16 protein-coding genes are annotated in these 20,178 nt (G+C 69.0%); 4 read left to right on the top strand and 12 right to left on the bottom strand.

What is annotated here, in order from left to right:
• Positions 1–31 precede the first annotated feature (31 nt).
• The 7 genes from ACIGWZ_RS01280 to ACIGWZ_RS01250 all read right to left on the bottom strand — a co-directional run bounded on the left by ACIGWZ_RS01280 (position 32) and on the right by ACIGWZ_RS01250 (position 9,710).
• Positions 32–1,114: a sugar ABC transporter substrate-binding protein gene (locus tag ACIGWZ_RS01280; protein ID WP_400059548.1), complete on the bottom strand. Its 1,083-nt coding sequence runs from the start codon at positions 1,112–1,114 to the stop codon at positions 32–34.
• Positions 1,115–1,806: 692 nt separating this feature from the next.
• A complete protein-coding gene (locus ACIGWZ_RS01275) occupies positions 1,807–4,878 on the bottom strand; it encodes an amino acid adenylation domain-containing protein (RefSeq protein WP_400059546.1) in 3,072 nt (1,023 codons plus the stop codon).
• 612 nt (positions 4,879–5,490) lie between these two features.
• Positions 5,491–6,768 (bottom strand): cytochrome P450, encoded by a 1,278-nt coding sequence (locus ACIGWZ_RS01270; RefSeq protein WP_400059544.1) that lies wholly within the window; start codon positions 6,766–6,768, stop codon positions 5,491–5,493.
• Positions 6,765–7,385: a GTP-binding protein gene (locus ACIGWZ_RS01265; RefSeq protein ID WP_400059541.1), complete on the bottom strand. Its 621-nt coding sequence runs from the start codon at positions 7,383–7,385 to the stop codon at positions 6,765–6,767. The genes ACIGWZ_RS01270 and ACIGWZ_RS01265 overlap by 4 nt, the downstream gene beginning before the upstream one ends.
• The gene (locus tag ACIGWZ_RS01260) at positions 7,366–7,719 is read right to left on the bottom strand and encodes a DUF742 domain-containing protein (RefSeq protein ID WP_400059539.1); all 354 of its coding nucleotides are present in this window, start codon (positions 7,717–7,719) and stop codon (positions 7,366–7,368) included. The genes ACIGWZ_RS01265 and ACIGWZ_RS01260 overlap by 20 nt, the downstream gene beginning before the upstream one ends.
• Positions 7,716–8,120 carry a roadblock/LC7 domain-containing protein gene (locus ACIGWZ_RS01255; RefSeq protein WP_400059537.1) on the bottom strand — a complete coding sequence of 135 codons (405 nt, stop codon included), beginning with the start codon at positions 8,118–8,120 and terminating at the stop codon, positions 7,716–7,718. The genes ACIGWZ_RS01260 and ACIGWZ_RS01255 overlap by 4 nt, the downstream gene beginning before the upstream one ends.
• 3 nt (positions 8,121–8,123) lie before the next feature.
• Positions 8,124–9,710 carry a sensor histidine kinase gene (locus tag ACIGWZ_RS01250; RefSeq protein WP_400059535.1) on the bottom strand — a complete coding sequence of 529 codons (1,587 nt, stop codon included), beginning with the start codon at positions 9,708–9,710 and terminating at the stop codon, positions 8,124–8,126.
• Positions 9,711–10,493: 783 nt separating this feature from the next.
• Between ACIGWZ_RS01250 and ACIGWZ_RS01245 the strand changes: the two genes are divergently transcribed.
• From ACIGWZ_RS01245 to ACIGWZ_RS01235, 3 genes are all read left to right on the top strand, one after another.
• Positions 10,494–10,904, top strand: coding sequence for a DUF2795 domain-containing protein (locus ACIGWZ_RS01245; RefSeq protein WP_400060761.1), 411 nt, complete (start codon positions 10,494–10,496; stop codon positions 10,902–10,904).
• 273 nt (positions 10,905–11,177) lie between these two features.
• Positions 11,178–12,815: a cytochrome c oxidase subunit I gene (gene ctaD / locus ACIGWZ_RS01240; RefSeq protein WP_400059533.1), complete on the top strand. Its 1,638-nt coding sequence runs from the start codon at positions 11,178–11,180 to the stop codon at positions 12,813–12,815.
• Between the two features lie 4 nt (positions 12,816–12,819).
• On the top strand, positions 12,820–13,212 hold the full coding sequence (locus tag ACIGWZ_RS01235) for a cytochrome c oxidase subunit 4 (RefSeq protein WP_400059531.1): 393 nt from the start codon (positions 12,820–12,822) through the stop codon (positions 13,210–13,212).
• A gap of 42 nt (positions 13,213–13,254) precedes the next feature.
• On the opposite strand, the gene ACIGWZ_RS01230 is transcribed toward ACIGWZ_RS01235, so the two are convergent.
• From ACIGWZ_RS01230 to ACIGWZ_RS01215, 4 genes are all read right to left on the bottom strand, one after another.
• The gene (locus tag ACIGWZ_RS01230) at positions 13,255–14,880 is read right to left on the bottom strand and encodes a cytochrome bc complex cytochrome b subunit (RefSeq protein WP_400060759.1); all 1,626 of its coding nucleotides are present in this window, start codon (positions 14,878–14,880) and stop codon (positions 13,255–13,257) included.
• An 89-nt stretch (positions 14,881–14,969) separates the two neighbouring features.
• Positions 14,970–15,515, bottom strand: a complete 546-nt coding sequence (locus ACIGWZ_RS01225; protein ID WP_400059529.1) for a DUF6328 family protein — start codon at positions 15,513–15,515, stop codon at positions 14,970–14,972.
• A gap of 38 nt (positions 15,516–15,553) precedes the next feature.
• Entirely contained in the window at positions 15,554–15,901 is a 348-nt protein-coding gene (locus ACIGWZ_RS01220; RefSeq protein WP_400059527.1) for an Ig domain-containing protein, read from the bottom strand.
• A 219-nt stretch (positions 15,902–16,120) separates the two neighbouring features.
• Positions 16,121–16,447: a plasmid stabilization protein gene (locus tag ACIGWZ_RS01215; RefSeq protein WP_400059525.1), complete on the bottom strand. Its 327-nt coding sequence runs from the start codon at positions 16,445–16,447 to the stop codon at positions 16,121–16,123.
• Between the two features lie 357 nt (positions 16,448–16,804).
• On the opposite strand from ACIGWZ_RS01215, the gene ACIGWZ_RS01210 reads away from it, so the two are divergent.
• On the top strand, positions 16,805–18,949 hold the full coding sequence (locus tag ACIGWZ_RS01210) for a SpoIIE family protein phosphatase (protein WP_400059523.1): 2,145 nt from the start codon (positions 16,805–16,807) through the stop codon (positions 18,947–18,949).
• A 47-nt stretch (positions 18,950–18,996) separates the two neighbouring features.
• On the opposite strand, the gene ACIGWZ_RS01205 is transcribed toward ACIGWZ_RS01210, so the two are convergent.
• Positions 18,997–20,154, bottom strand: a complete 1,158-nt coding sequence (locus ACIGWZ_RS01205) for an XdhC family protein (RefSeq protein ID WP_400059521.1) — start codon at positions 20,152–20,154, stop codon at positions 18,997–18,999.
• Positions 20,155–20,178: the final 24 nt, after the last annotated feature.

Genomic DNA, 20,178 nt, shown 5'->3' with positions numbered 1-20,178 from the left:
CGGGGGCGACCTCACTGCCGGTACTGCCGGGTCAGTTCAGCCCGATCGACTTGCACGCGGCGGCGAGATCCTTGGTGCACAGCCAGTCGACGGGGACGACGCCGTCGCGGATCACGGTGTCCTCCATGTTCTTCCTGGTGACGATCTGCGCATTGAAGAGCTTGGCCGGGATCCCGGACTTGCTCTTGCTGTCGGCCGTCGTCGGAGTGAAGGACTTGATGCTCTTGCCCCGCAGGAGCCGGAAGGCGATCTCCGCGGCGGTCTCGGCCTCCGGCCTGACCTGCTTGTAAATAGTGAACGACTGCGTACCGCTCACCAGGCGCCGCAGGGCGGGGAGTTCGGCGTCCTGACCACCGACGGGCACATTCTTGAGGCCGGCCGACTTCAGCGCTTCGGCGGCTCCGCCGGCCATCCCGTCATTGGCCGAGTAGACGGCGTCGAAACCCGCCGCACCGCGGTCCCTGATGACCTCGCTCAACTTCTTCCCGGCTTCCGTCGCCGACCACTCGGGAATGTCCGTCTCGTAGACGATCTTATGGACCTTGCCGTCGAGAACGTCGTGGGCGCCCTTCTTGAAGGACGGCGCATTCGGATCGGTCGGCGAGCCGTTCAGCATGACGACATCTGCGCTCGACGCCTGGGCCCCGAGGGCGGCCAGGAGCGCCTTGCCCTGCAGCTGGCCGATCTTCTCGTTGTCGTAGGAGACATAGGCCGCGACATCGCCCTCGGCAAGACGGTCGTACGCGATGACCTTGACGTCCTTCTTCGCCGCCGCGTCCACCCAGCTCTTGGCGGCGTGGGCGTCGACCGGGTCCAGGATGATGACCTTGACGCCCTTCTTCACCAGCGCCTCGAACTGCCTCTTCTGGATGTCCACTTGAGCACCGGCGTTGCGGTAGTCCACTTTGCATTCGAGGCAGAGCGTCGATATCCGGCTCGCGATGATGCGGTGATCGAATGTCTCGTAGCGGGCCGCTTTACTCTCCGGCAGGAGCAGCCCTATGGACTCTTCGTCGGTACCTGTGTCGTCACCGCTGTTTCCGCAGGCCGCCAATGGCACGGCGAGCGAGAGTGTCATTGCACCGGTGATTATACGACGCAGTGCTGCATTCATTTCAGGTACCTCCGCAAGGGGCCGCCCTGACCGGCCCGGAACGGCTGAAAGTGAACGTCACCGCCACCCACATCGTCAAGAATCGAAGGAGGAACGATATGAAAGCGAGCCGTGCGTTGACAATGCGAAGGCATGCGCGCGGCCACCCTCGCAGTATCCCGTGAGTGTGCCGCATCTCGCGAATCGGCCCACGAAGCCGACTATTCACCCTCCTTCGGGTAATTATCGCCACAATGCACCATTACTTCACATTGGATGCGGCATGCGCACCCCCGCGAATGCCGCATGCGCGCCCCCGCGGCAAGGGTGACGACCCAAGGCGGCGGCGTTCGGCGTGGCGAGCGACCCACTTCTTGACGGTGCGAATGCCACGGTGCGAACTCGCCATGAATTGGCTGGATTTGAAGGGGAAACGGCCCGGCGATACCGCGGCGGGCGGGACGGAGCGGGCGGTGTCAGTGGGCGCCCGTAGGGTTGACTCAATGAGGACCGCAACGGGGGGGAAGGCACATGGAACGGCTCATCGCAACCGAAAGGGACGGCTGCACTGCGGAGCCGGCGGATGACGCGGGCATCGTCTACGGACCCCGCAGCCTGCGCACGGGACGGACCGCAGGGCAACGCCCGGGGCCGACTCCCTCCGCGACGGAAGAACCGGCCCCGGCCGCTACCGGTGGCGAGGCGGCGGCGGCTCAGACCCGGCCGCGGAGCAGGCCCGCGCGTCCGAGGCATGCGATATAGCCGTCCAGCAGGGCGTCATCGACCTGCGGGCAGGATGCGCGCCACGCCGGCCAGACCTGGTCGGTGCGGGTACGGCGTACCTCGGGGAAGACGTTGTCGAAGTACATCTCCTTGACCGTGAAATCGGCTCGCTTGGCCGGGGTGTGGAAGAGGGGGGTGAACGGCGCTATCGGGGAGGTGGGGTGGGCATGCACATGCTCGTCCAGCGCGTCGGTCCACTCCTTGTAGCTCACGTCGTCGATGCGGTGCCCGGCGGAGCGCATGCGGTCGACCATGTCGCCGAGGAGGGCAGGCCGGGGGTTGGTGAGGTGGACGACACCGCCGAGGTGCGGGAGCTGGGTGGCGATGCCGACGATCGCGTCGGTGACGGCATCCACGGGCACGAGGTCGAGGGGCAGCGGCACCGCGGGGGCCGCCCCCATCTGAACGATGGCGTCGAAGACGGCGCAGATGGCACTGGTGGTGTTCCACGCACCGGTGTGGGAGTGGCCGGTGATCTCGTACGGCCGGTGGACGGTCACCGGCAGCCCGCCGCGGGCGGCATGGCCGAGCATGCGCTCGGCGACCCATTTGGTCTCGGGGTATCCCATGCTGAGCAGTTCGGGGTGGCTGAGCGGAGTGGCCTCGTCGACGTGCCGTACCCCGCCGACGCCGCTGCCGGCGAGGACGGCCGTGGTCGAGACGTAGTGGAGGGGGACGCGCCGCGGCCCGGCCAGCTGGACGAGCGTGCGCACGGCCTCCACATTCGCCTCCCGCAACTGGCGGTAGGGATAGAGGAAGTTGACGTGCGCCGCATTGTGCAGGATCAGGTCGACGGTGTCCGCGAGCCGCTCGAAGGTGGCGGAGGCCATGCCCAGGGCGGGGCGGGCCAGGTCGGCGGGTATCGGGCGGACGCGGCCGGGTTCGGTGAGCCGGAGGCCGTACTGCCCCATCGACTCGTGTATCCGGCGCATCGCCTGGGGTCGGTCGGCCGCGCGCACCGGGCAGTGGATGGTGGCGTCGGTGTCCCGCAGCAGCCGTTCCAGCAGGAACGCCCCGACGAAGCCGGTGGCCCCGGTGAGCAGGATGTGGCGGGCCCGGGTCGGCCGGGGCGCGGGTTCCCCGGAGAGCGGAGGGAGCGGCTCCAGGCGGGCGTCCGCCTCGAACTCCGGCTCCGTACGGTCGTCCTGGGCGGCCGCGGAGCGGCGGGTCGCCGAGCGGAAGGCGGTGAGCGTGGGGGTGGCGAGCAGGCACTGGAGCAGCGGAGCGAAGCGCGCCGTCGGCAGACCGAGGGTGGCGATGGTGCGGGTGACCGCATGGGCGGCCAGAAGGGAGTTGCCGCCCTCGGCGAAGAAGTCGGTGCCGTCGGATACCGGTACGCCGAGAACGTCGGCCCAGATGTCGGCGACGGCGTCGCCACGGCGGTGGGCGGCGGCGTCCTCTTCGGCTCCGCGCTCCACCGTGCTCGACTCCGCCGCGGTGCGCAGGGCCGGGTAATCCGTCTTTCCGTTGGCCGTGAGGGGCAGGCGCTCCAGCGGGACGATGGGGGCGGGCAGGGCGTGCGCGGGGAGGCGGCCCGCCAGGTGGGAGCGCAGTTCGGCCGGGTCGGGACGGCGAGCGGGATACGCCGGGGTGACGAAGGCGCAGATCCCCTTGCCGATACCGTCGTTGCTCCGGACCAGCACCGCGGCTTCGGCCACATCGGGGTGTCCGCGCAGCAGGGCTTCCACCGCCTCCAGCTCGATCCGGAATCCGCGGATCTTGACCTGCCGGTCGGCCCGGCCCAGGAATTCGAGCTCTCCGTCCGGGCGCCGACGCCCCAGATCGCCGCTGCGATAGAGGCGCAGCGTTTCACCGGAGGCGGTTCTCCGGGTGACGAAGGCCTGCGCGGTTTCGGCGGGCCGGCCGAGATATTCCCGTGCCAGGCCCGCCCCGCCGATATAGATCTCCGCTTCCTCGCCGATGCCGGCCGGAGTGCCGTCGGCCCGCAGCAGATGGCAGCTGCTGCCGGCCACCGGCCGCCCGATCGGGATGGACGGTGCCCCGGGAACCACCTGCCCGACGTCGTAAGCCGTGACCATGATGCCGCCCTCGGTCGGCCCGTAGCCATTGATGAGGTGACGGGGGCGTCCGGCCGCACACACCGCCGCCGTCAGGTCCGGGTCCATCGCCTCGCCGCCCATCAGCACCATGTCCAGGGAGCCGAAGATCGCGGGGTGGGTGCGTACCGCGTGGTGGTAGAGGCTGGTGGTCAGGAATGCGTGGGTGATGCGCTGCGTACGGATCAGCGACCGCAGTCGGTCGGTGTCCAGCAGCACATCCCGTTCGGCCACGACGAGGCAGCCGCCGTTGATCAAGGTGGCCCAGGTCTCGAAGAGAGAGCCGTCGAAGGACAGGCCGAACGTCTGCAGAACGCGTTTGCCGGGGCCGGCGCACCAGGGATTCGCCCCGGCAGCGAGTCGGGTCACGGCGCGGTGTGGGAAGACCACCGGCTTGGGCCGCCCGGTGGTACCGGAGGTGAACAGGATGTAGGCGCAGTCGTCGGGCTCGCGCTCCGCGGTGATCGGAGGCTCCTCGAAGGGGCCGGGCGCCGTCTTCACCAGGGTGTCGAATTCCACCCACTCGACCGGTCCACCGTCGGCCGGCACGGCGGAAGTGTGCCCGGGGAGTACGACGGCCAGCCGCGCGCGGGTGTCCAGAAGCATTTCGGCAGAGCGTGCCGAGGGGTAGTGGGCGTCCACGGGGACGCATACCGCTCCGGCCTTCAGGATGCCGACCATGGTGACCGTCGCTTCCCACGAGCGTACGCCCAGGACGGCGACGGCCTCCCCTCTGCGTATGCCACGGCCGCGGAGGGCCCTGGATATGGACTGCGAGAGCTCATCGAGCTCCCGGTAGGAATAGGCCCGTTCCCCGTCCTGCACGGCGGGGCTCATGGGTGTGCGCGCTGTCCGGCGGGCCAGCAGGCCGGGAAGCGAGGCACCCGGTGGGGCGGGGACAGCGGTACGGCTGCGGGTGCCGACAACGGGCGTGCTGGTGTTCATCAAGGCTCCACACGGGGGGAAATGGTCGATGCGGGTGGGGCAGCAGGACGTCGAGGGCGCGTCCTGCGCTGCACCGGAGGGCTGCGAAGGCAGGCGAGGTCGAGCGGCCGCAGCGCGAGGGCGCGCCGGGCCGGGCCCATAGTGGCTGTTCGCCGGGCCGTGAGGGGGAGTCACCTCATCTCGCGCGACACCTCTGGGGCGGGCGTACGGGGCCGTCGGCGCACCGCGCCGCAGCCGCACGGCCTGACCTGTCTGGTGAAGGGGGCGACAGCGAAAGGCGCCCGCAGACATGGTTCAGGTGCTCTCCGTACGACAAGTGCACTTGATGCCTTCCTCTACGGGAACCGCGGTGAGCTCTCTCCGCTCACACGCCCCTTTGGTGCTCCTTCGCATCACTGCCCACGTGGGCATTAATTTAAGACAGTGTTGTCGCCCCGCCGGGCTTGATAACGATCACACCGTCGCTCGCACTCCGCCGCACGTGAGGTGGCGTGCTCTGTCGGGAAACGCGGACACGCCAAATGTCCCGGGAGCGGGCCGCGTTGGCCGCCCGGTGCCGGGCGGCTGACGAGGGCCCCGCTTCCGGGGCATCGGGAAAGTGCCGGACGACGGTTACCGGCCGTGGGGCGTGAACTGCACCGGCAGCGCGACGAGGTGGCGGTACATCAGCGAGGTCTGCCACTGAAGTTCCGCCTCGGGAACGGCCAATCGCAGATCGGGAAGGCGCGTCAGCAGCGTGTCGATGGCGGTGTCGGCGATCGCCCGTCCGATGTGCTGCCCGGGGCATTCGTGCGGACCGCCGCTGAAGGCCAGATGCGAGCGGTTTCCGTGCACGGGCGCCGTCAGATCGGGGCGGATCGCGGGGTCCGCATTCGCCGCGCGCAGCCCCAACAGCAGCATGTCCCCGGCCCTGATGGCCTGTTCGCCCAGCTGGGTATCACTGACCGCCCAGCGCCCCAGAAGCGTCATCATCGGCGGCTCGTCCCACATGATCTGCTCCAGCGCATCGGGCAGCGTCATGTGTCCGCCGGTGAGATGCGCGCGGAAGCGCGGGTCGGTGAGCACCATGTGCAGCGCGTTCGCGATCAGGTTGACCGTGGTCTCGTTCGCCGCCGTGAGGATGAGTCGCAAGTGTTCGCGGATCTCGTCGTCGCTGAGGTTCGCGGGGTGCTCGATCAGCTTCGTCGGGAAGTCGTGGCCGGGGTGGGCGCGCTTTCGGTCAACCAGCTGCTGGAGGGTTTCGGTGATGAAGTCGTTGCTGGCCACGGCGGTCTGCGTACCGCTGAGCACGTCCTGGACCGCCGCTGCCAGGCTCGGTTTGTACTCTTCCGGCATGCCGAACAGCTGGGTCATGACGCGCAGCGGAAGCTGGGCGGCGAACTGGCCCACCAGGTCGGCCCGGCCCGTTGCGGCGAACTCGTCGACCAGTTGGTCGGTGAAGCGGGTGACGTGCCGCCGGATGCCGCGCGACTCGAAGCGGCTCAGGCTGTCGGTGACGGCGCCGCGGAGCCGCTTGTGCTCCTCCCCGTCGACGAAGACGCACAGCGGCTGCCAGGTCGTGACCGGCGCCAGCGGGTGGTCGGGCTGCACCCTTCCCTCCGCCATGTCCCGCCAGTGACGTGAGTCGCGGGAGTAGACGCTCGGGGTACGCAGGATCTCCAGATTCTCGCGGTGCCCGAGGACCAGCCAGGCCGGGAGGTCCCCGTGGACGAGTACCGGTGCGACGGGGCCGTACTCGGCGCGCAGCTTCTCGTAGGTGCCCACGAGGTCGGCCTGGATCCCGACGTCGTGCAGCCGGTACAGGGCTTCGGGGCTGTGGCCGTGCGCCGGGCATCCCGGCGGCGGAGCCAGGCGATCGGCGGTGTCGTGCGCGGGGTGGTTGGCGGTCACATGGGCTCCGAGGTCTGGGCGAAGGAGCGCAGGTAGCGCATCAGTGTGATCAGGACGTCCCGGCTCGACGACCGCTGGCGGGCGTCGCACACCACGATCGGCACCTGCTCCGGTAGGTCCAGTGCGCTGCGCAGCTCCTCGGTGGGGTACGAGGACGCGTCGGGGAAGGCGTTGACGGCGATCACGAAGGGCACTTCGGCCTCTTCCAGACGGCCGATCACATCGAAGCTGACGTCGAGACGCCGGGTGTCGACGAGGACGACGGCGCCGAGCGCGCCCTCGAAGAGACCGTTCCAGAGGAACCAGAACCTTTGCTGGCCGGGGGTGCCGAAGAGGTAGAGCACCAGCTCTTCGTTCAGGCTGATCCTGCCGAAGTCCATGGCCACGGTGGTTTCCGTCTTGCGTTCCACCCCCGCGACGTCGTCGACGCCGGCGCTGGCCTGCGTCATCGTCTCCTCGGTCGTCAGCGGTCTGATCTCACTCACCGAGCGGACGAGCGTGGTCTTGCCCACGCCGAACCCGCCGACAATGACGATCTTGACGGCCGAGGAAGCCGAGGACGGCAGCCGGTCCTCGCTCCGGGGCTCGATGACCGTTTCAGAGCTTCTGGAGACCATCGATAACCGCCTCTATCAGTGCAATGTCGGGGAGCTTCGAGGCCGGCATGCGGGCCTCTATCCGCCGGTCGGCCAGCAGATCGGTGAGGAGTACGCCGACCACGCTCGGGGGCAGCGCCAGATGCGCGGAGATCTCCGCGACGGACAGCGGCGTCCTGCAGACCCGAAGGATGGCGGCGTGTTCGGGCTGCATGCCCGGTTGCGATTCCTCCCGGGAGACGATCAGCGTGACGAGATCGAACTCGACCTGCTCATCGCTCCCGGCGCGGCCCCCCGTGATCACATACAACCGCTCAGGACCGCCACTGCCCCAGTCCTGGTCGGATTCGCTCACGCCGTCTGCCCGTCGGCGCGCGGCGGACTGGTGAGATGGGCACCAATCCGGGCCACCAGGTCACGCATGCACTGCCCGACGAGTCCCGCATCGACGCCCTCGTCGGCGAGTACGGCCAGATGTGCGCCGGCGCCGGCCGCCATCAGGTACATGAAACCGCCGCTGACCTCGATGACGACCATCCTCATCCGGCCATTGCTGTGCGGGAACTCGGCGGCCACCGCCCCCGACAGACTCTGCAGCCCGGAGCCGATGGCGGCGAGGCGGTCGGCGGTGTCCGGGCCCGTGTCGTACCGGGCCATGCACAGGCCGTCCGACGAGAGCACCACGATGTGCCGGGTCTGCGGGACGCTCTCCGCGAGGTCCTTGAGCATCCAGTCCATGTCCGCGCGCTGATGCATCGGTTACTCACCCTTGTCTAACGTGTCGTTACTGGTCCGGGCGGGTGCCGACGTCGGCCTTTCGCCGGAAAGACCACTGCGCAGCTCGGCCATCCAAACGCCGGGCGCGGGTTCTTCATGAGCTGTCGCTGCCGGGCCCGGGTCGGCGGGGGCCGTCTTGTGGGCCCCCTTGCGTTCCGGATTCGGGGAACGCCGACGCCGCTGCGGCAGGCCACTGGCCGTCACCCCGGCCCCGTCGGCTTCCGCCTCGGCACGGACCGGACCGGCCACACCGAACGTGCCGGTGTCCTCCTCATCCATCCGCGACGCGGAATGCTCGATCGGCGTGTCGTTCGAAGGCGACGGCGCCGGCACCGGAGGCGTCGACGGGGCCGGCGGGGCGGAGCTACGGGTCGCCGGGCGCGGGCCGGAGGAGGCTCCGATGCCGTGCGCCCTGCCCGATGCCGGCGCTGTGGTGATCGATGCCTTCGGTACGGTCAGTACGGCGCGCACTCCCCCGTAGGCCGAGGGCGGGAGCGACACCTGGAAGTCGTACGCCCGCGCCAGACGACCGACCACCGCAAGTCCCAGACGCGGCGACTCACCGAGGTCCTTGAGGTCGATACCGGCCCGTGCCTCCGTCAGCATCCGCTCGGCGCGGGCCCGCGCCTCCTCGCTGAGCCCGATACCGCCGTCCTCGATCTCGATGGCGATGCCCATGTGGACTTCCACCGCCGTCAGATGGACGCGGGTTTTGGGCGGCGAATACCGCGTGGCGTTGTCCAGCAGCTCGGCGAGTGCGTGAATCAGCGGCTCGACGGCCGGACCGACCACCGCGACGTCGGCCACGGAATGCAGCTCCACGCGCTGGTAGTCGAGAATCCGGGACATGGCACCGCGCAGGACGCTGTAGAGCGGCACGGGCTTGCTCCACTGACGTCCCGGCCGGGCCCCGCTGAGGACCGCGATGCTGTCCGCCAGTCGGCCGATGAGAGCCGTGCCGTGGTCGAGCCGGAGCAGATCGGCGAAGAATGCCGGCTCCCGGCCGTGCCGGTCCTCCATCGCGCGCAGGTCCGTCGCCTGCTGGTGCACGATGGCCTGGACGCGGCGGGCGACGTTCACCACACCCCGCTGCGCGGAGTCGCGCATGCTCTCCTCGGCCTGCACCGCATCGACCACCGAACGAAGCAGGGCTTCGTGCGCCGCCCGGAACTGCGGGCTGAGGTCATTGTCGGCGGCGGCGAGGGACAGCAGTACGTCCTCGGCGAACTCGCCTTCCTGGAGCTTGCTGACCGCTACCGGCAGCTGCTGCTCGGCCAGACGGATCGTCGCCGCTTCCTGCTGGCCCAGATGCTGAACAAGGAGAGCCTCCCGCTCGGCGGCGACGATGCGCAGCTCGGACAGCGCCTTGCTGCGGCGCGCCGCAATCGCCGAGATGAAGGCGATGACCCCCGTGGCGACCGCTCCGCACCAGACGACCCCGCCCGTGGCGGCGGCCGGCACGAGCACTCCGGCGACCGTCGTCCCCACGGCCGCCGCGGCCGCGGGTGCCGACCACGCCGCAACAGACCCGGATTGTGAGCCTCCGGTTAACGACGTAGTACGAACCATCAGCATCCTCAATCGTGGGGACTACGGAAGCGCATGGGTACGGCGCGGCAGAGACGACAAACGTCGGGCTTACCTCACCCACCCGAGGCGACAACAAGACCATGGGCCGAGCGCCGCGGGAATCACACACCCGTGCGCTCAACCGATAACACTATAACCGGACTTGATCACTACGCATGTTCGGGTGGGTACGCAGAGCATGGGCTGAGATGTGGATCACACGCCCCACGACCGGACTTGGACGCCTTCACACGGGCTCACCTCCGGGCGGACCGTGCGTCGCGGGTAACCGGCACGCCGGGCAACCGCGAGGCCCGTCAGGATCGTTGGCCATCCGGTCGGCCAACGGATCTGCCCACAACGGCGAGTGACCCTTACTCATTGCGCCGCTCATCTCGTCGCTCATCTCGTCGCTCGCTCCCTTGCTCATCGCATTGCTCGTCCCGTCGGCCGCCGCATCGTGCGCCGCGTCGGGCTCCGCCGAAGTCCGTCAGGCGGCAGCCGCTCGGCGCGCCGCGAGGGCGGCCCGAGCCGTGTGCGACCGGAGGGCCTGCGGCACACCTCTCCCGAGAGCCGACCCACCCCCGGCCCGCCGCCCGCTCCGCACCAAGATGCGATCTCCGGCCTCTGGGCGTGCGATGGATGAGGAGGTGTTGTCAGCGTGGCGCGTCCTGTGGTGAGCGGTGCCCTGACGTTGCCAATGAGCGCACGACGGCGACGCAGCTCATGGAGGGGATGCGAAGGGCGGAGTTTCATTCCGCAACTCTGGAGGCGCAAGTGGCCATGCAACACGGTACGGACAAGACGGGCCCCGCCCGGGACGACGTGATGAAGAAGGAGCTGCGCGCGGAGCTGACCAGGGATCACTCGCTGCGCACAGCCGAGCAGCGAGAGCTCCAGCCGGCGGGCGAGGACCAGCCCGAGGCGGCCCCGGCGTCCGACACCGCGTTCCGGGGTGGCACACCGCACGGGATGTCCCAGGAGGACGTCGCCGTGCGCTCCGAACTCGCGCAGCACCTCGGCCGAAGCATGTATCCGGCCGATCGGCTCGACATCGTCGAGAAACTCGTGCGCGACAACGCACCGGACCGGTTGATCGCCCTGGCCGAGAAGCTCCCGGCAGGGGAGCGGTACGGCAATGTGCAGAGCATCGCGGTGTCCCTCGGGCTCGGCACGGAAGACCGCCGCGACTGATCGCGGAGACATTTCCCGAGAGTATTTCCTGAACGAGTTACCGAACGTCCGCTGAATGCCGTCACGAATGAGCCTTCCGCGCGTCGGCGTGGTATGAGGTAAGCGCACCTGGAAGGGCATTTGAGTACGATTATCAGCTGCCCTCTCTGCTGACGAACGGGAGCGCCGATGGCACGGATTCAGCGGGACTCGCAGCGGGCCATTCCGCCGGACTCCGGAACCGGGGAGGAGTCGAAAGACCGATCCGTTCGCGGCCAGGTGCTTTTGCGCTGGATGACCACCACCGACCACAAGGTCATCGGCAACATGTACATGGTGACCGCGTTCGGATTCTTTCTGCTGGGTGGCACTCTGGCCATGCTGATGCGCACGGAGCTGATGCGCCCGGGCCTCCAGATCGTGTCGAACGAACAGTACAATCAGCTTTTCACCGTCCACGGCACGATCATGATGCTGCTGTTCGCGACGCCGATGTTCGCGGGCTTTGCCAATGCGGTGATGCCACTCCAGATCGGGTCGCCGGACGTGGCTTTCCCGCGGCTCAATGCGTTTACCTACTGGGTTTTCCTGCTCGGCGGACTCATGGTGGTTTCCGGGTTTCTGGTCCCCGGCGGGGCCGCTTCGTTCGGCTGGTTCGCCTACGCGCCCCTGAACGGGCCGGTGTTCTCCCCCGGCAAGGGTGGGGATCTGTGGACCATGGGGCTGGTGGTCGCCGGGCTGAGCACGATCCTGGGTGCGGTGAACTTCATCGCCACCATCGTCTGCCTACGGGCTCCCGGCATGACGATGTTCCGCATGCCGATCTTCACCTGGAATGTGCTCTTCACCTCCACGCTGGCCCTGCTGGCCTTTCCGGTACTGACCGCCGCACTCCTCGTGCTGGAAGCGGACCGGAAATTTGGCGCGCATGTCTTCGACGCCGCAAACGGGGGTGCGCTGCTGTGGCAGCACATGTTCTGGTTCTTCGGGCATCCCGAAGTTTATATTGTGGCGCTTCCGTTCTTCGGAATCATCACCGAGATCGTTCCGGTGTTCAGCCGCAAGCCGGTCTTCGGATACGTCGGAATGGTCGGCGCCACCATCGCCATCACGATGCTCTCCGCCTCGGTCTGGGCCCACCACATGTTCGCGACCGGAGCCGTACTGCTGCCGTTCTTCTCCGTGATGTCCTTTCTCATCGCGGTGCCGACCGGGGTCAAATTCTTCAATTGGATCGGGACCATGTGGGGCGGCAGCCTCTCGTTCGAAACGCCCATGCTGTGGAGTATCGGGTTCCTTGTGTCATTCCTGCTCGGTGGACTGAGCGGAGTACTCATCGCCTCTCCCCCGCTGGATTTTCACCTCACCGACAGCTATTTCATCGTGGCGCATCTGCATTATGTGCTGTTCGGCACGGTGGCATTCGCAATGTTCGGCGGGTTTTATTTCTGGTGGCCCAAATGGACCGGCAAGATGCTCGACGAGAGACTGGGGAAGGTTCATTTCTGGACCCTGTTCATCGGGTTCCAGGGCACCTTCCTGGTGCAACACTGGCTGGGCGAGATGGGCATGCCCCGGCGTTACGCGAACTACCTGACCGCCGATGGCTTCACCACCCTGAACACCCTTTCCTCGGCCAGTTCCTTCCTCCTCGGGGCCTCGACGCTGCCGTTCCTGTTCAACGTCTGGCGAACGCGCCAATATGCACCCAAGGTGGAGATGGACGACCCTTGGGGATTCGGCAGGTCTCTCGAGTGGGCCACCTCTTGTCCACCGCCACGCCACAACTTTCACACCCTGCCGCGGGTGCGCTCCGATTCCCCGGCCTTCGACCTGCACCACCCCGAGGTGGGGCTGGGAGCCGTCGGCCCGGCCCTGACCGGCGGCCCGAGCGCGGGCGGTACCTCCACCCCCGACCCCTTGAGCGAGTGAGCCGATGAAAGTCGAGACCTTTCTGTTCGGCGGCGTCGCCCTCTTCTTCGCCGCGACCTCGGTCATTTACGCATGGTGGTCCGACCGAGAACCGGCGGGAACGGCCGCGCTGATCGTCGCTTTCATCATGTCCTCGCTGATCTGTTTCTTCTTTTTCATGCAGCACCGCAGGCGGGGTACCCGTCCGGAAGACCACAAGGACGCCGAGGTGCATCAGCGTTCCGGTCCCCTGGACTTTTTTCCGCCGCGCAGCATCTACCCGCTGCTCACCGCCGTGGGCTTCACGATCGCTGCGCTCGGCGTGATTTACGGGCTGTGGCTGTTCCTGATCGGTGTGGGGCTGCTGGGCTCCGGCGTCTTCGGTTTTGTCTTCCAGTTCGGGGAGCGCGACGGCTGACCTCTCGTACGCGGTCCGCAAGCGGCAAACGGCGCTCGGCGCTCAGTCGCGCGGCGGGGCGTTCAGCACGGCGATTTCTTCCCGCTGCTCCTCCGTCGCCGGCATCTTCACCTGGTCGCGGTAGTACCACCGGCTCAGCGCGGCCCGCAGGCGGTCCTGCCGGGTAAGCCCCTCCGCCCCGGGGGGAACGAGTTCCAGGGGGTCCGGGTCCGACCGTGCCAGGAGCGTGTGCCGCTCCTGGGGGGCCACTCCCCGCTGCCCCTCGGACAGATCGCCGTAGACCGACTGGCTCACCAGGCCCGTTTCGTCGCCCTCGGTCAACCGCTCACGCTCGCGCCGCTGCAGCGCCAGACAGATCCACTTGGTGAGGAAGAAGGCCAGCGGCGGCGCGACCACAACCGCCACCCGGAGCACCCAGGTCAGGGCGTTCACCGACAGCTGGAACCCGAACGCGATGACGTCGTTGCCACCGGCCAGCAGCAGGACCGCGTAACAGACGATGGCGGCCACCCCCAGTCCGGTGCGGGTGTGGCGCTCGCGCGGCCGGTCGCACAGATGGTGTTCGCCGCGGTCGCCGGTCACCCATCGCTCGAAGAACGGGTACAGGTACAGCCCCATGAACAGCACCCCCGGCAGGACCACGGCGGGCAGGAACACATTCCACATGATGGTGTGGCCCCACACCTGCGTTTCCCAGGGAGGCATCAGGCGCATCGCCCCCTCGAGGAACCCCACGTACCAATCGGGTTGCGCATCGGAGGAAACCTGGTCCGCGCGGAACGGTCCGTAATTCCAAATCGGGTTGATCTGGGCCACTGCGCCGAGGACGGCCGTGCATCCGAAGACGATGAGGAACAGCCCGGTCGACTTGGTGATCCACTGAGGCACCATCGGCTGCCCCAGGACGTTTCTGTTCATTCTGCCCGGCCCCCGCCACTGGGTGTGTTTGAGGAAGACCACGAGGATGAGATGGGCCGTCACCATGGCGATGAGAATGCCGGGCACCAGCAGGATGTGGACGGTATAGAGGCGCGGAATGATGTCCTGCCCGGGGTATTCGCCGCCGAAGGCGAAGAACGACAGATACGTGCCCACGACCGGGATGGACCCCATGATGGTGTCCGCGGTGCGCAGGCCGGTACCGGAGAGCAGGTCATCGGGGAGCGAGTAGCCACAGAAGCCCTCCAGCAACGCCAGCAGAAAGAGCGTCACCCCGATGATCCAGTTGCCCTCGCGCGGCCGGCGAAAGGCGCCGGTGAAGAAAATCCGCAGCATATGCACCCCGACGGCTGCCACGAACGTCAATGCCGCCCAATGGTGGATCTGTCGGATCAGCAGCCCGCCCCGCACATCGAAGCTCAGTCGCAGCGTGGAGGCGTAGGCCTGGGTCATCCGCGTGCCGTGCAGCGGGCCGTACGAGCCGTGATAGGTGCTCTCCGCCATGACCGGATCGAAGAAGAGCGTCAAGAAGATGCCCGTGATCACGAGCACAATCAGGCTGTACAGCGCCAGTTCCCCCAGAAAGAACGCCCAGTGGTCCGGGAACGCCTTGCGCAGCAGTTTCCCCGCATCGGCCGCTGGGAGCCGTTCGTCCAGCCGATGGAATCCGCGTTCAGCCGCTTGCCGAGCCCTCGACTGCAGGCTTTCTCTGCGCTTGCGGAAAGGCATGCACCGTGCTCCCTCGTCCCTGCGACGGCCGCGGGCCGCCGCGGCCTTGCGCATGACTAACCGTTATCCGGAGTACTCAAGCGGAGACCTCACGCGTCTGGTTGTCCTTTCTTGGTCCCGTAGTGGTGCCGGGCCCATGCGGGAAGCACGAACCAGCACAGCGTGAACCACACCACGAGCCCCGCGACGATCCACGGCACGGCGCTGTCGTTGATGGCGATACGCAAAATGAGCAGGAGCGCTGAGGTGACGGTCGCCAAAAGGAGAACGACCCCGACGATGGTGAGCCTCGATGCCCAGATGACGGTTTCCGGCTTGATATGACGGCCGGTCACGAACCGGTGGAAGGTCACCGGCCCGATCAGCGCACCCGTCGTGGCGGCACCGAGGAGGACCGTGACCACATAAATGGTCCGGTCGGTCGCGGTGAGGGTGGCGAACCTCGGTGTAAAGACAACAGTGAGGAGGAAGCCGAACAGAATCTGCACGCCGGTCTGCGTGACCCGGACTTCCTGGAGGAGGTCGGTCCAGCGGCGGTCGGCCCGCTCCTCCTCGGACTCATCGCGGCCATGCGCCGGATGGTGCGGATCGTGAGGCGCACGAGGGTGGGGATGTGGATCCGGCTCCGGCTCCATACGACCTCCCGGCCACTGTCTGCGATCGCCTGCCCGACTCAGCCGTCGACCGTGACCTCGAACTCCTCCGGGGCGGCACCCTCCGCGGTGACGAGGAAGGTGGCGGTGCCGGCCGCATCGCCCGCCACCAGCGGCGGGGTCTGCGCGTATCCCTGGGCATCGGTGGATTCGGTGACGTTGGTCCGGTCGCCTTCGAAGAGGACCTGCTGGGTCATGGCCTCCCACGAGAAGGTCACCGGGGCGTCGGACACCGGTGTGCCCGTGCGCATGTCGACCAGCCGGGCCTTCAGCGGCTGCGCAAAGGTCTGACGGGTCCGGGCATGCTGTCCCGTTCCCCCGGCCGACTGAATGGTCAGCGTCCGGGACAAGCCCGCATTCGCCCGCATACCGCCTCCTGGTCCAAAGTTCTCGCTGGTGAGTTCTCGTTGATGAGTTCTCGTTGATGGCACGGCGCCCGGATTCCTTCCCGGGGATGCCGGTGATGGTAAGCACGGCGCCCTGGCGCTCCCGTGTATGACCGCCTCGTTTCCGGGGAGTTCCTGCGGTGGGGTGACAGGAACGTTGTGCCGCGAACCCGGTGTGGCGAACCGGGTGTCGGCCGCGTATCAGCGGCCGAGGGCGTCGCGCAGTTCCTGCTTGTTCATCGAGGAGCGGCCGTCGATGTTGCGCTTCTTCGCCTCCTCGTAGAGCTGGTCCTTCGTCGGGCCCTGGGCCCCGCTGTGGAAGCGCTCGCCGCCGCGCTGCGGGGCGGACTTCTTGTCCTGGGTGGAGACCCTGCTCGCCGTTCTGGACTCACCGGCGCGCGCCCGCTCCTTGTTCACCGTCCGGGCGGCGATTTCCTTTGCGCGCTTCGTGGACTCTCCCCTCTGCTGCGCGCTCTCCTTGATGTGCTCGTACTGACGCTCACGCTTCCTGCTGGCACCGGCGGGCATGAAAACCCCTCCTTGACCTGGGCATCCCTCAACGGTCGGCGGCGGCGCACGGCGGTCACCGGCCAGGTCACCGGCCACGCGTCGCACGTACCACTTCAGCCCTACGGGGCACCCGGCGCTACTCGGGAGCCCGCGCCCGCGCCTCCCTGCCGCCCTCCCGCCACGCACCCGTCATCAAGTGCCGGGGCCCGGTCAACGGCGTAACGTCGGCACTGTCCCAGGAGACGCGTCGGGACGGTGCACGGCGGATCGTTCTCCGCTGTGCCGGCCGATGCCCGGCACGGGGAAGCGGCGGATCGGAAAGCGACAGGTCGCAGTGGTCTCGATGTCCCGACGGCAGCGGTGTGAAGGTGCGAAATGAGCGGCGGGGCCGACTCCGATCCCGTGGACCGGGCGTTGCTCCGGGCGATGCTGGAGGCCGGGGCCTCCGCCTGCGGGCTCTATGTCCTGGCGGCCGACGAGCCCGTGCTCCAGCTGGCCGCCCTGAGTGGCGTGCCGACGCGGCTGCTGGAGCCCTGGAGCCACGTCGCCCTGGCGGCCCCGATCCCGGTGGCCGTCGCGGCACGCCGGCAGCGCCTGGTGTGGGTGGGGGGCCATCAGCAGCTGGCGCGTGACTTCCCCCGTACGGCGGTGGCCGTGCCGTACGACTTCGCGTTGGCGGCGGCGCCGGTCGGCGAGCGGCCCGCGTGCCGGGGCGCTTTGCTGCTGCTGTGGCCGGCCGGTCATGCGCCGCAGCTGTCGGCGGACGAGCGCGAGGCGGTGGAGGCCGGCTGCCGGAGCCTGGCGGCGGCGCTGGGCAAGGGTCCGGGGACCGGTGGCAGCGTCTCGCCGACCGGTGGGCCGCGGGTGCTGACGCCGCCGCCCGTGCGATGCGTGCGCCCGGAGGAGGCGCTGGCGGCGGTGGACTATGTGGAGCGGCTGCCCGGCGGCTGCTGCGCGCTCGACCTGGAGGGGCGCGTCACCATGGTCACCACGGGTGCGGCGGATCTGCTCGGTGAGGAGGAGACCCGACTGGTCGGAGCGCAGCCCTGGGACGTGCTGCCGTGGCTGCGCGACCCGATCTTCGAGGACCGCTACCGCGCCGCGATGATCAGCCGACGGCCGATGTCCTTCACCGCACGCCGGCCGCCGGACCAGTGGCTCACTTTCCGCCTGTTCCCGGACGGCCGGGGCCTGAGCGTGTGGATCAGCCCCTCGGACCGGGATCCCGGCACCGTGACGCCCATCCCGGCGGCGGGCGCCGCCATGCCCGTGCGGGCCGGGCAGATCTACCACGTCCTGCATCTGGCGGCCGCGCTGACGGAGGCCGTGGGGGTGCGGGATGTCGTGGACCTCGTGGCCGACCAGATCGTGCCGGCCTTCGGTGCCCAGGGCGTGCTCATGTACGCGACGGAGGGCGGGCGGCTGCGGACCCTCGGCCATCGCGGGTACTCCGCCGAGGCCGTCGCGGCCTTCGAAGGGGCCTTCCTCGGCGCGGCCAACAGCCCCGCCGTACACGCCCTCGCCACCGGGGAGCCCAGCTTCTACTCCACCCCCGAGGAAATCGAACGGGACTATCCCGGTCTGCCGCAGCTGACGGGCAAGGCGGCGCGGGCCGTGCTGCCGCTGATCGTCTCCGGCCGCCCGGTCGGCTGCTGCATCCTCGCCTACACCCGCCCCCGCACCTTCAGCCCCGAGGAGCGCCAGGTCCTCACCTCGCTGGCCGGGCTGATCGCCCAGGCGCTGGACCGTGCCCGGCTCTACGACACCAAGCAGCAGCTCGCCCACGACCTGCAGGCCGGCCTGCTGCCGCACCGGCTCCCCGCGGTGCCCGGTCTCGCCGTCGCGGCCCGCTATCTGCCGTCCACCCGCGGAATGGACATCGGCGGCGACTTCTACGACCTGATCCGGCTGGACGAGGACAGCGTCGCGGCGGTCATCGGGGACGTGCAGGGCCACAACGCGGCGGCCGCCGCTCTCATGGGGCAGGCCCGGACCGCCGTCCACGCCCATGCGTCCGCCGGCGCCTCACCCGGCGAGGTGCTGGCCCGTACGAACCGGCTGCTGACCGATCTGGATCCGGGCCTCTTCACCAGCTGCCTGTACGTGCACATCAATGTCCGCACGCGACGGGCATGCGTTGCCAGCGCCGGTCATCCGCCCCCGCTTCTGCGCCGCGCCGACCGGCCCACCCTCGTGGTGGACGTCCCCGCCGGGCTGCTTCTGGGCATCGACCCCGACGCCCGGTACTCCGCCACGGAGATCGACCTGCCCCCGGGTTCGGTGCTGGTGCTCTACACCGACGGCCTCGTGGAAACGCCGGGGGTCGACCTGGACCGCTCCGTCGCCAACCTCGCCGAACGGCTCGACGACGCGCCGCACCTGGGCCCGGACCGCCTCGCCGACGCCCTGCTGAAGAACCGGCACGCGGACGTGGACCGGCAGGACGATGTGGCGCTGATGGTCCTGGTCTCCGAGCCGACCGGACCTACCGCATCGGCCCCGCCCCCTGCCCCTGCCTGAGCCGGCGGTCGTATCCCGGGCGCGGGCACCCGCCTGTCCGGGCCGGGTCAGGCCGCCGCATGCGGCCCGGCCGCGCCGGTCACCCGCCGGTCCCTGTCGCGATGGATCGGTGTCCGCGAGCCGGTCAGCGGCAGACCCGTACCGCCCTGACGTGCCGCGACGATCTCCGCCGCGATGGACAGGGCGGTCTCCTCAGGCGTACGGGCTCCGAGATCGAGGCCGATCGGCGAGCGGAGCCGGGCCAGTTCGCGTTCCGTGACGCCGACCTCGCGGAGTCTGCGGTTGCGGTCCTCGTGGGTGCGGCGGGAGCCCATGGCGCCGATGAACGCGACCGGCAGCCGCAGGGCCTCCTTCAGCAGGGGGACGTCGAACTTGGCGTCGTGGGTGAGCACGCACAGGACCGTACGGCCGTCGGTCCCGGTCTGCTGGAGGTAGCGGTGCGGCCAGTCGACGACGACGTCGTCGGCGTCGGGAAAGCGGGCCCGCGTGGCGAAGACGGGGCGGGCGTCGCAGACGGTCACGTGGTAGCCGAGGAATTTGCCGGTACGCGCCAGCGCCGCGGTGAAGTCGACCGCACCAAAGATGATCATGCGGGGCGGCGGCACGCTCGACTCGACGAACAGCGTCAGGGCGGCCCCGCAGCGCGATCCGTCCTCCGCTATGTCGAACGTGCCGGTGCGCCCCGCGTCCAGCAGGGCGCGGGCCTCCCCCACCGCTGTGCGGTCCAGCTCCACGTGTCCGCCGAGTCCGCCTTCGTACGAGCCGTCGGGGTGTACGAGCAGCGCCCGGCCGAGCAGCTCGGCCGGGCCACCGGCCACCCGGACGAGGGCCGCCGCCGCTCCCCGGGCGGCGGCCGACAGCGCCGCCGCGAACAGCGTCCGGCCCGGTGCGTCCGCGCGCATCGGCGTGACCAGGACCTCGATGACTCCGCCGCAGGTCAGCCCCACCGCGAAGGCGTCCTCGGTGCTGTAGCCGAAGCGTTCGCGCACGGTCTCGCCGTCCTGGAGCGCCTGGGCGCACAGGTCGTACACCGCCGCCTCCACGCAGCCGCCGGAGACCGAGCCGATGGCCGTGCCCTCGCTGTCGACGGCGAGGGCGGCGCCGGGGCTGCGCGGGGCGCTGCCGCCGACGGCCACGACGGTGGCGACGGCGAAGTCGCGGCCCTGCTCGACCCAGCGGTGCAGCTCCTCGGCGATGTCCAGCATCTTGGTCCTCCTCAGGGTTCGTGG

This window comes from Streptomyces sp. NPDC053427, assembly GCF_044544985.1.
GTDB lineage: Bacteria > Actinomycetota > Actinomycetes > Streptomycetales > Streptomycetaceae > Streptomyces.
This window is presented reverse-complemented; position numbering and strand designations above follow the sequence as displayed.

Bases quoted from the DNA above. Each gene is read 5' to 3' on its own strand.
- ACIGWZ_RS01225 (WP_400059529.1), bottom strand. From the start codon at position 15,515: ATGGAGCCGGAGCCGGATCCACATCCCCACCCTCGTGCGCCTCACGAT.
- ACIGWZ_RS01220 (WP_400059527.1), bottom strand. From the start codon at position 15,901: ATGCGGGCGAATGCGGGCTTGTCCCGGACGCTGACCATTCAGTCGGCC.
- ACIGWZ_RS01265 (WP_400059541.1), bottom strand. From the start codon at position 7,385: ATGGTCTCCAGAAGCTCTGAAACGGTCATCGAGCCCCGGAGCGAGGAC.
- ACIGWZ_RS01230 (WP_400060759.1), bottom strand. From the start codon at position 14,880: ATGCCTTTCCGCAAGCGCAGAGAAAGCCTGCAGTCGAGGGCTCGGCAA.
- ACIGWZ_RS01250 (WP_400059535.1), bottom strand. From the start codon at position 9,710: ATGGTTCGTACTACGTCGTTAACCGGAGGCTCACAATCCGGGTCTGTT.
- ACIGWZ_RS01215 (WP_400059525.1), bottom strand. From the start codon at position 16,447: ATGCCCGCCGGTGCCAGCAGGAAGCGTGAGCGTCAGTACGAGCACATC.
- ACIGWZ_RS01275 (WP_400059546.1), bottom strand. From the start codon at position 4,878: ATGAACACCAGCACGCCCGTTGTCGGCACCCGCAGCCGTACCGCTGTC.
- ACIGWZ_RS01245 (WP_400060761.1), top strand. From the start codon at position 10,494: ATGCAACACGGTACGGACAAGACGGGCCCCGCCCGGGACGACGTGATG.
- ACIGWZ_RS01205 (WP_400059521.1), bottom strand. From the start codon at position 20,154: ATGCTGGACATCGCCGAGGAGCTGCACCGCTGGGTCGAGCAGGGCCGC.
- ACIGWZ_RS01235 (WP_400059531.1), top strand. From the start codon at position 12,820: ATGAAAGTCGAGACCTTTCTGTTCGGCGGCGTCGCCCTCTTCTTCGCC.
- ctaD (WP_400059533.1), top strand. From the start codon at position 11,178: ATGACCACCACCGACCACAAGGTCATCGGCAACATGTACATGGTGACC.
- ACIGWZ_RS01255 (WP_400059537.1), bottom strand. From the start codon at position 8,120: ATGCATCAGCGCGCGGACATGGACTGGATGCTCAAGGACCTCGCGGAG.
- ACIGWZ_RS01210 (WP_400059523.1), top strand. From the start codon at position 16,805: ATGAGCGGCGGGGCCGACTCCGATCCCGTGGACCGGGCGTTGCTCCGG.
- ACIGWZ_RS01280 (WP_400059548.1), bottom strand. From the start codon at position 1,114: ATGAATGCAGCACTGCGTCGTATAATCACCGGTGCAATGACACTCTCG.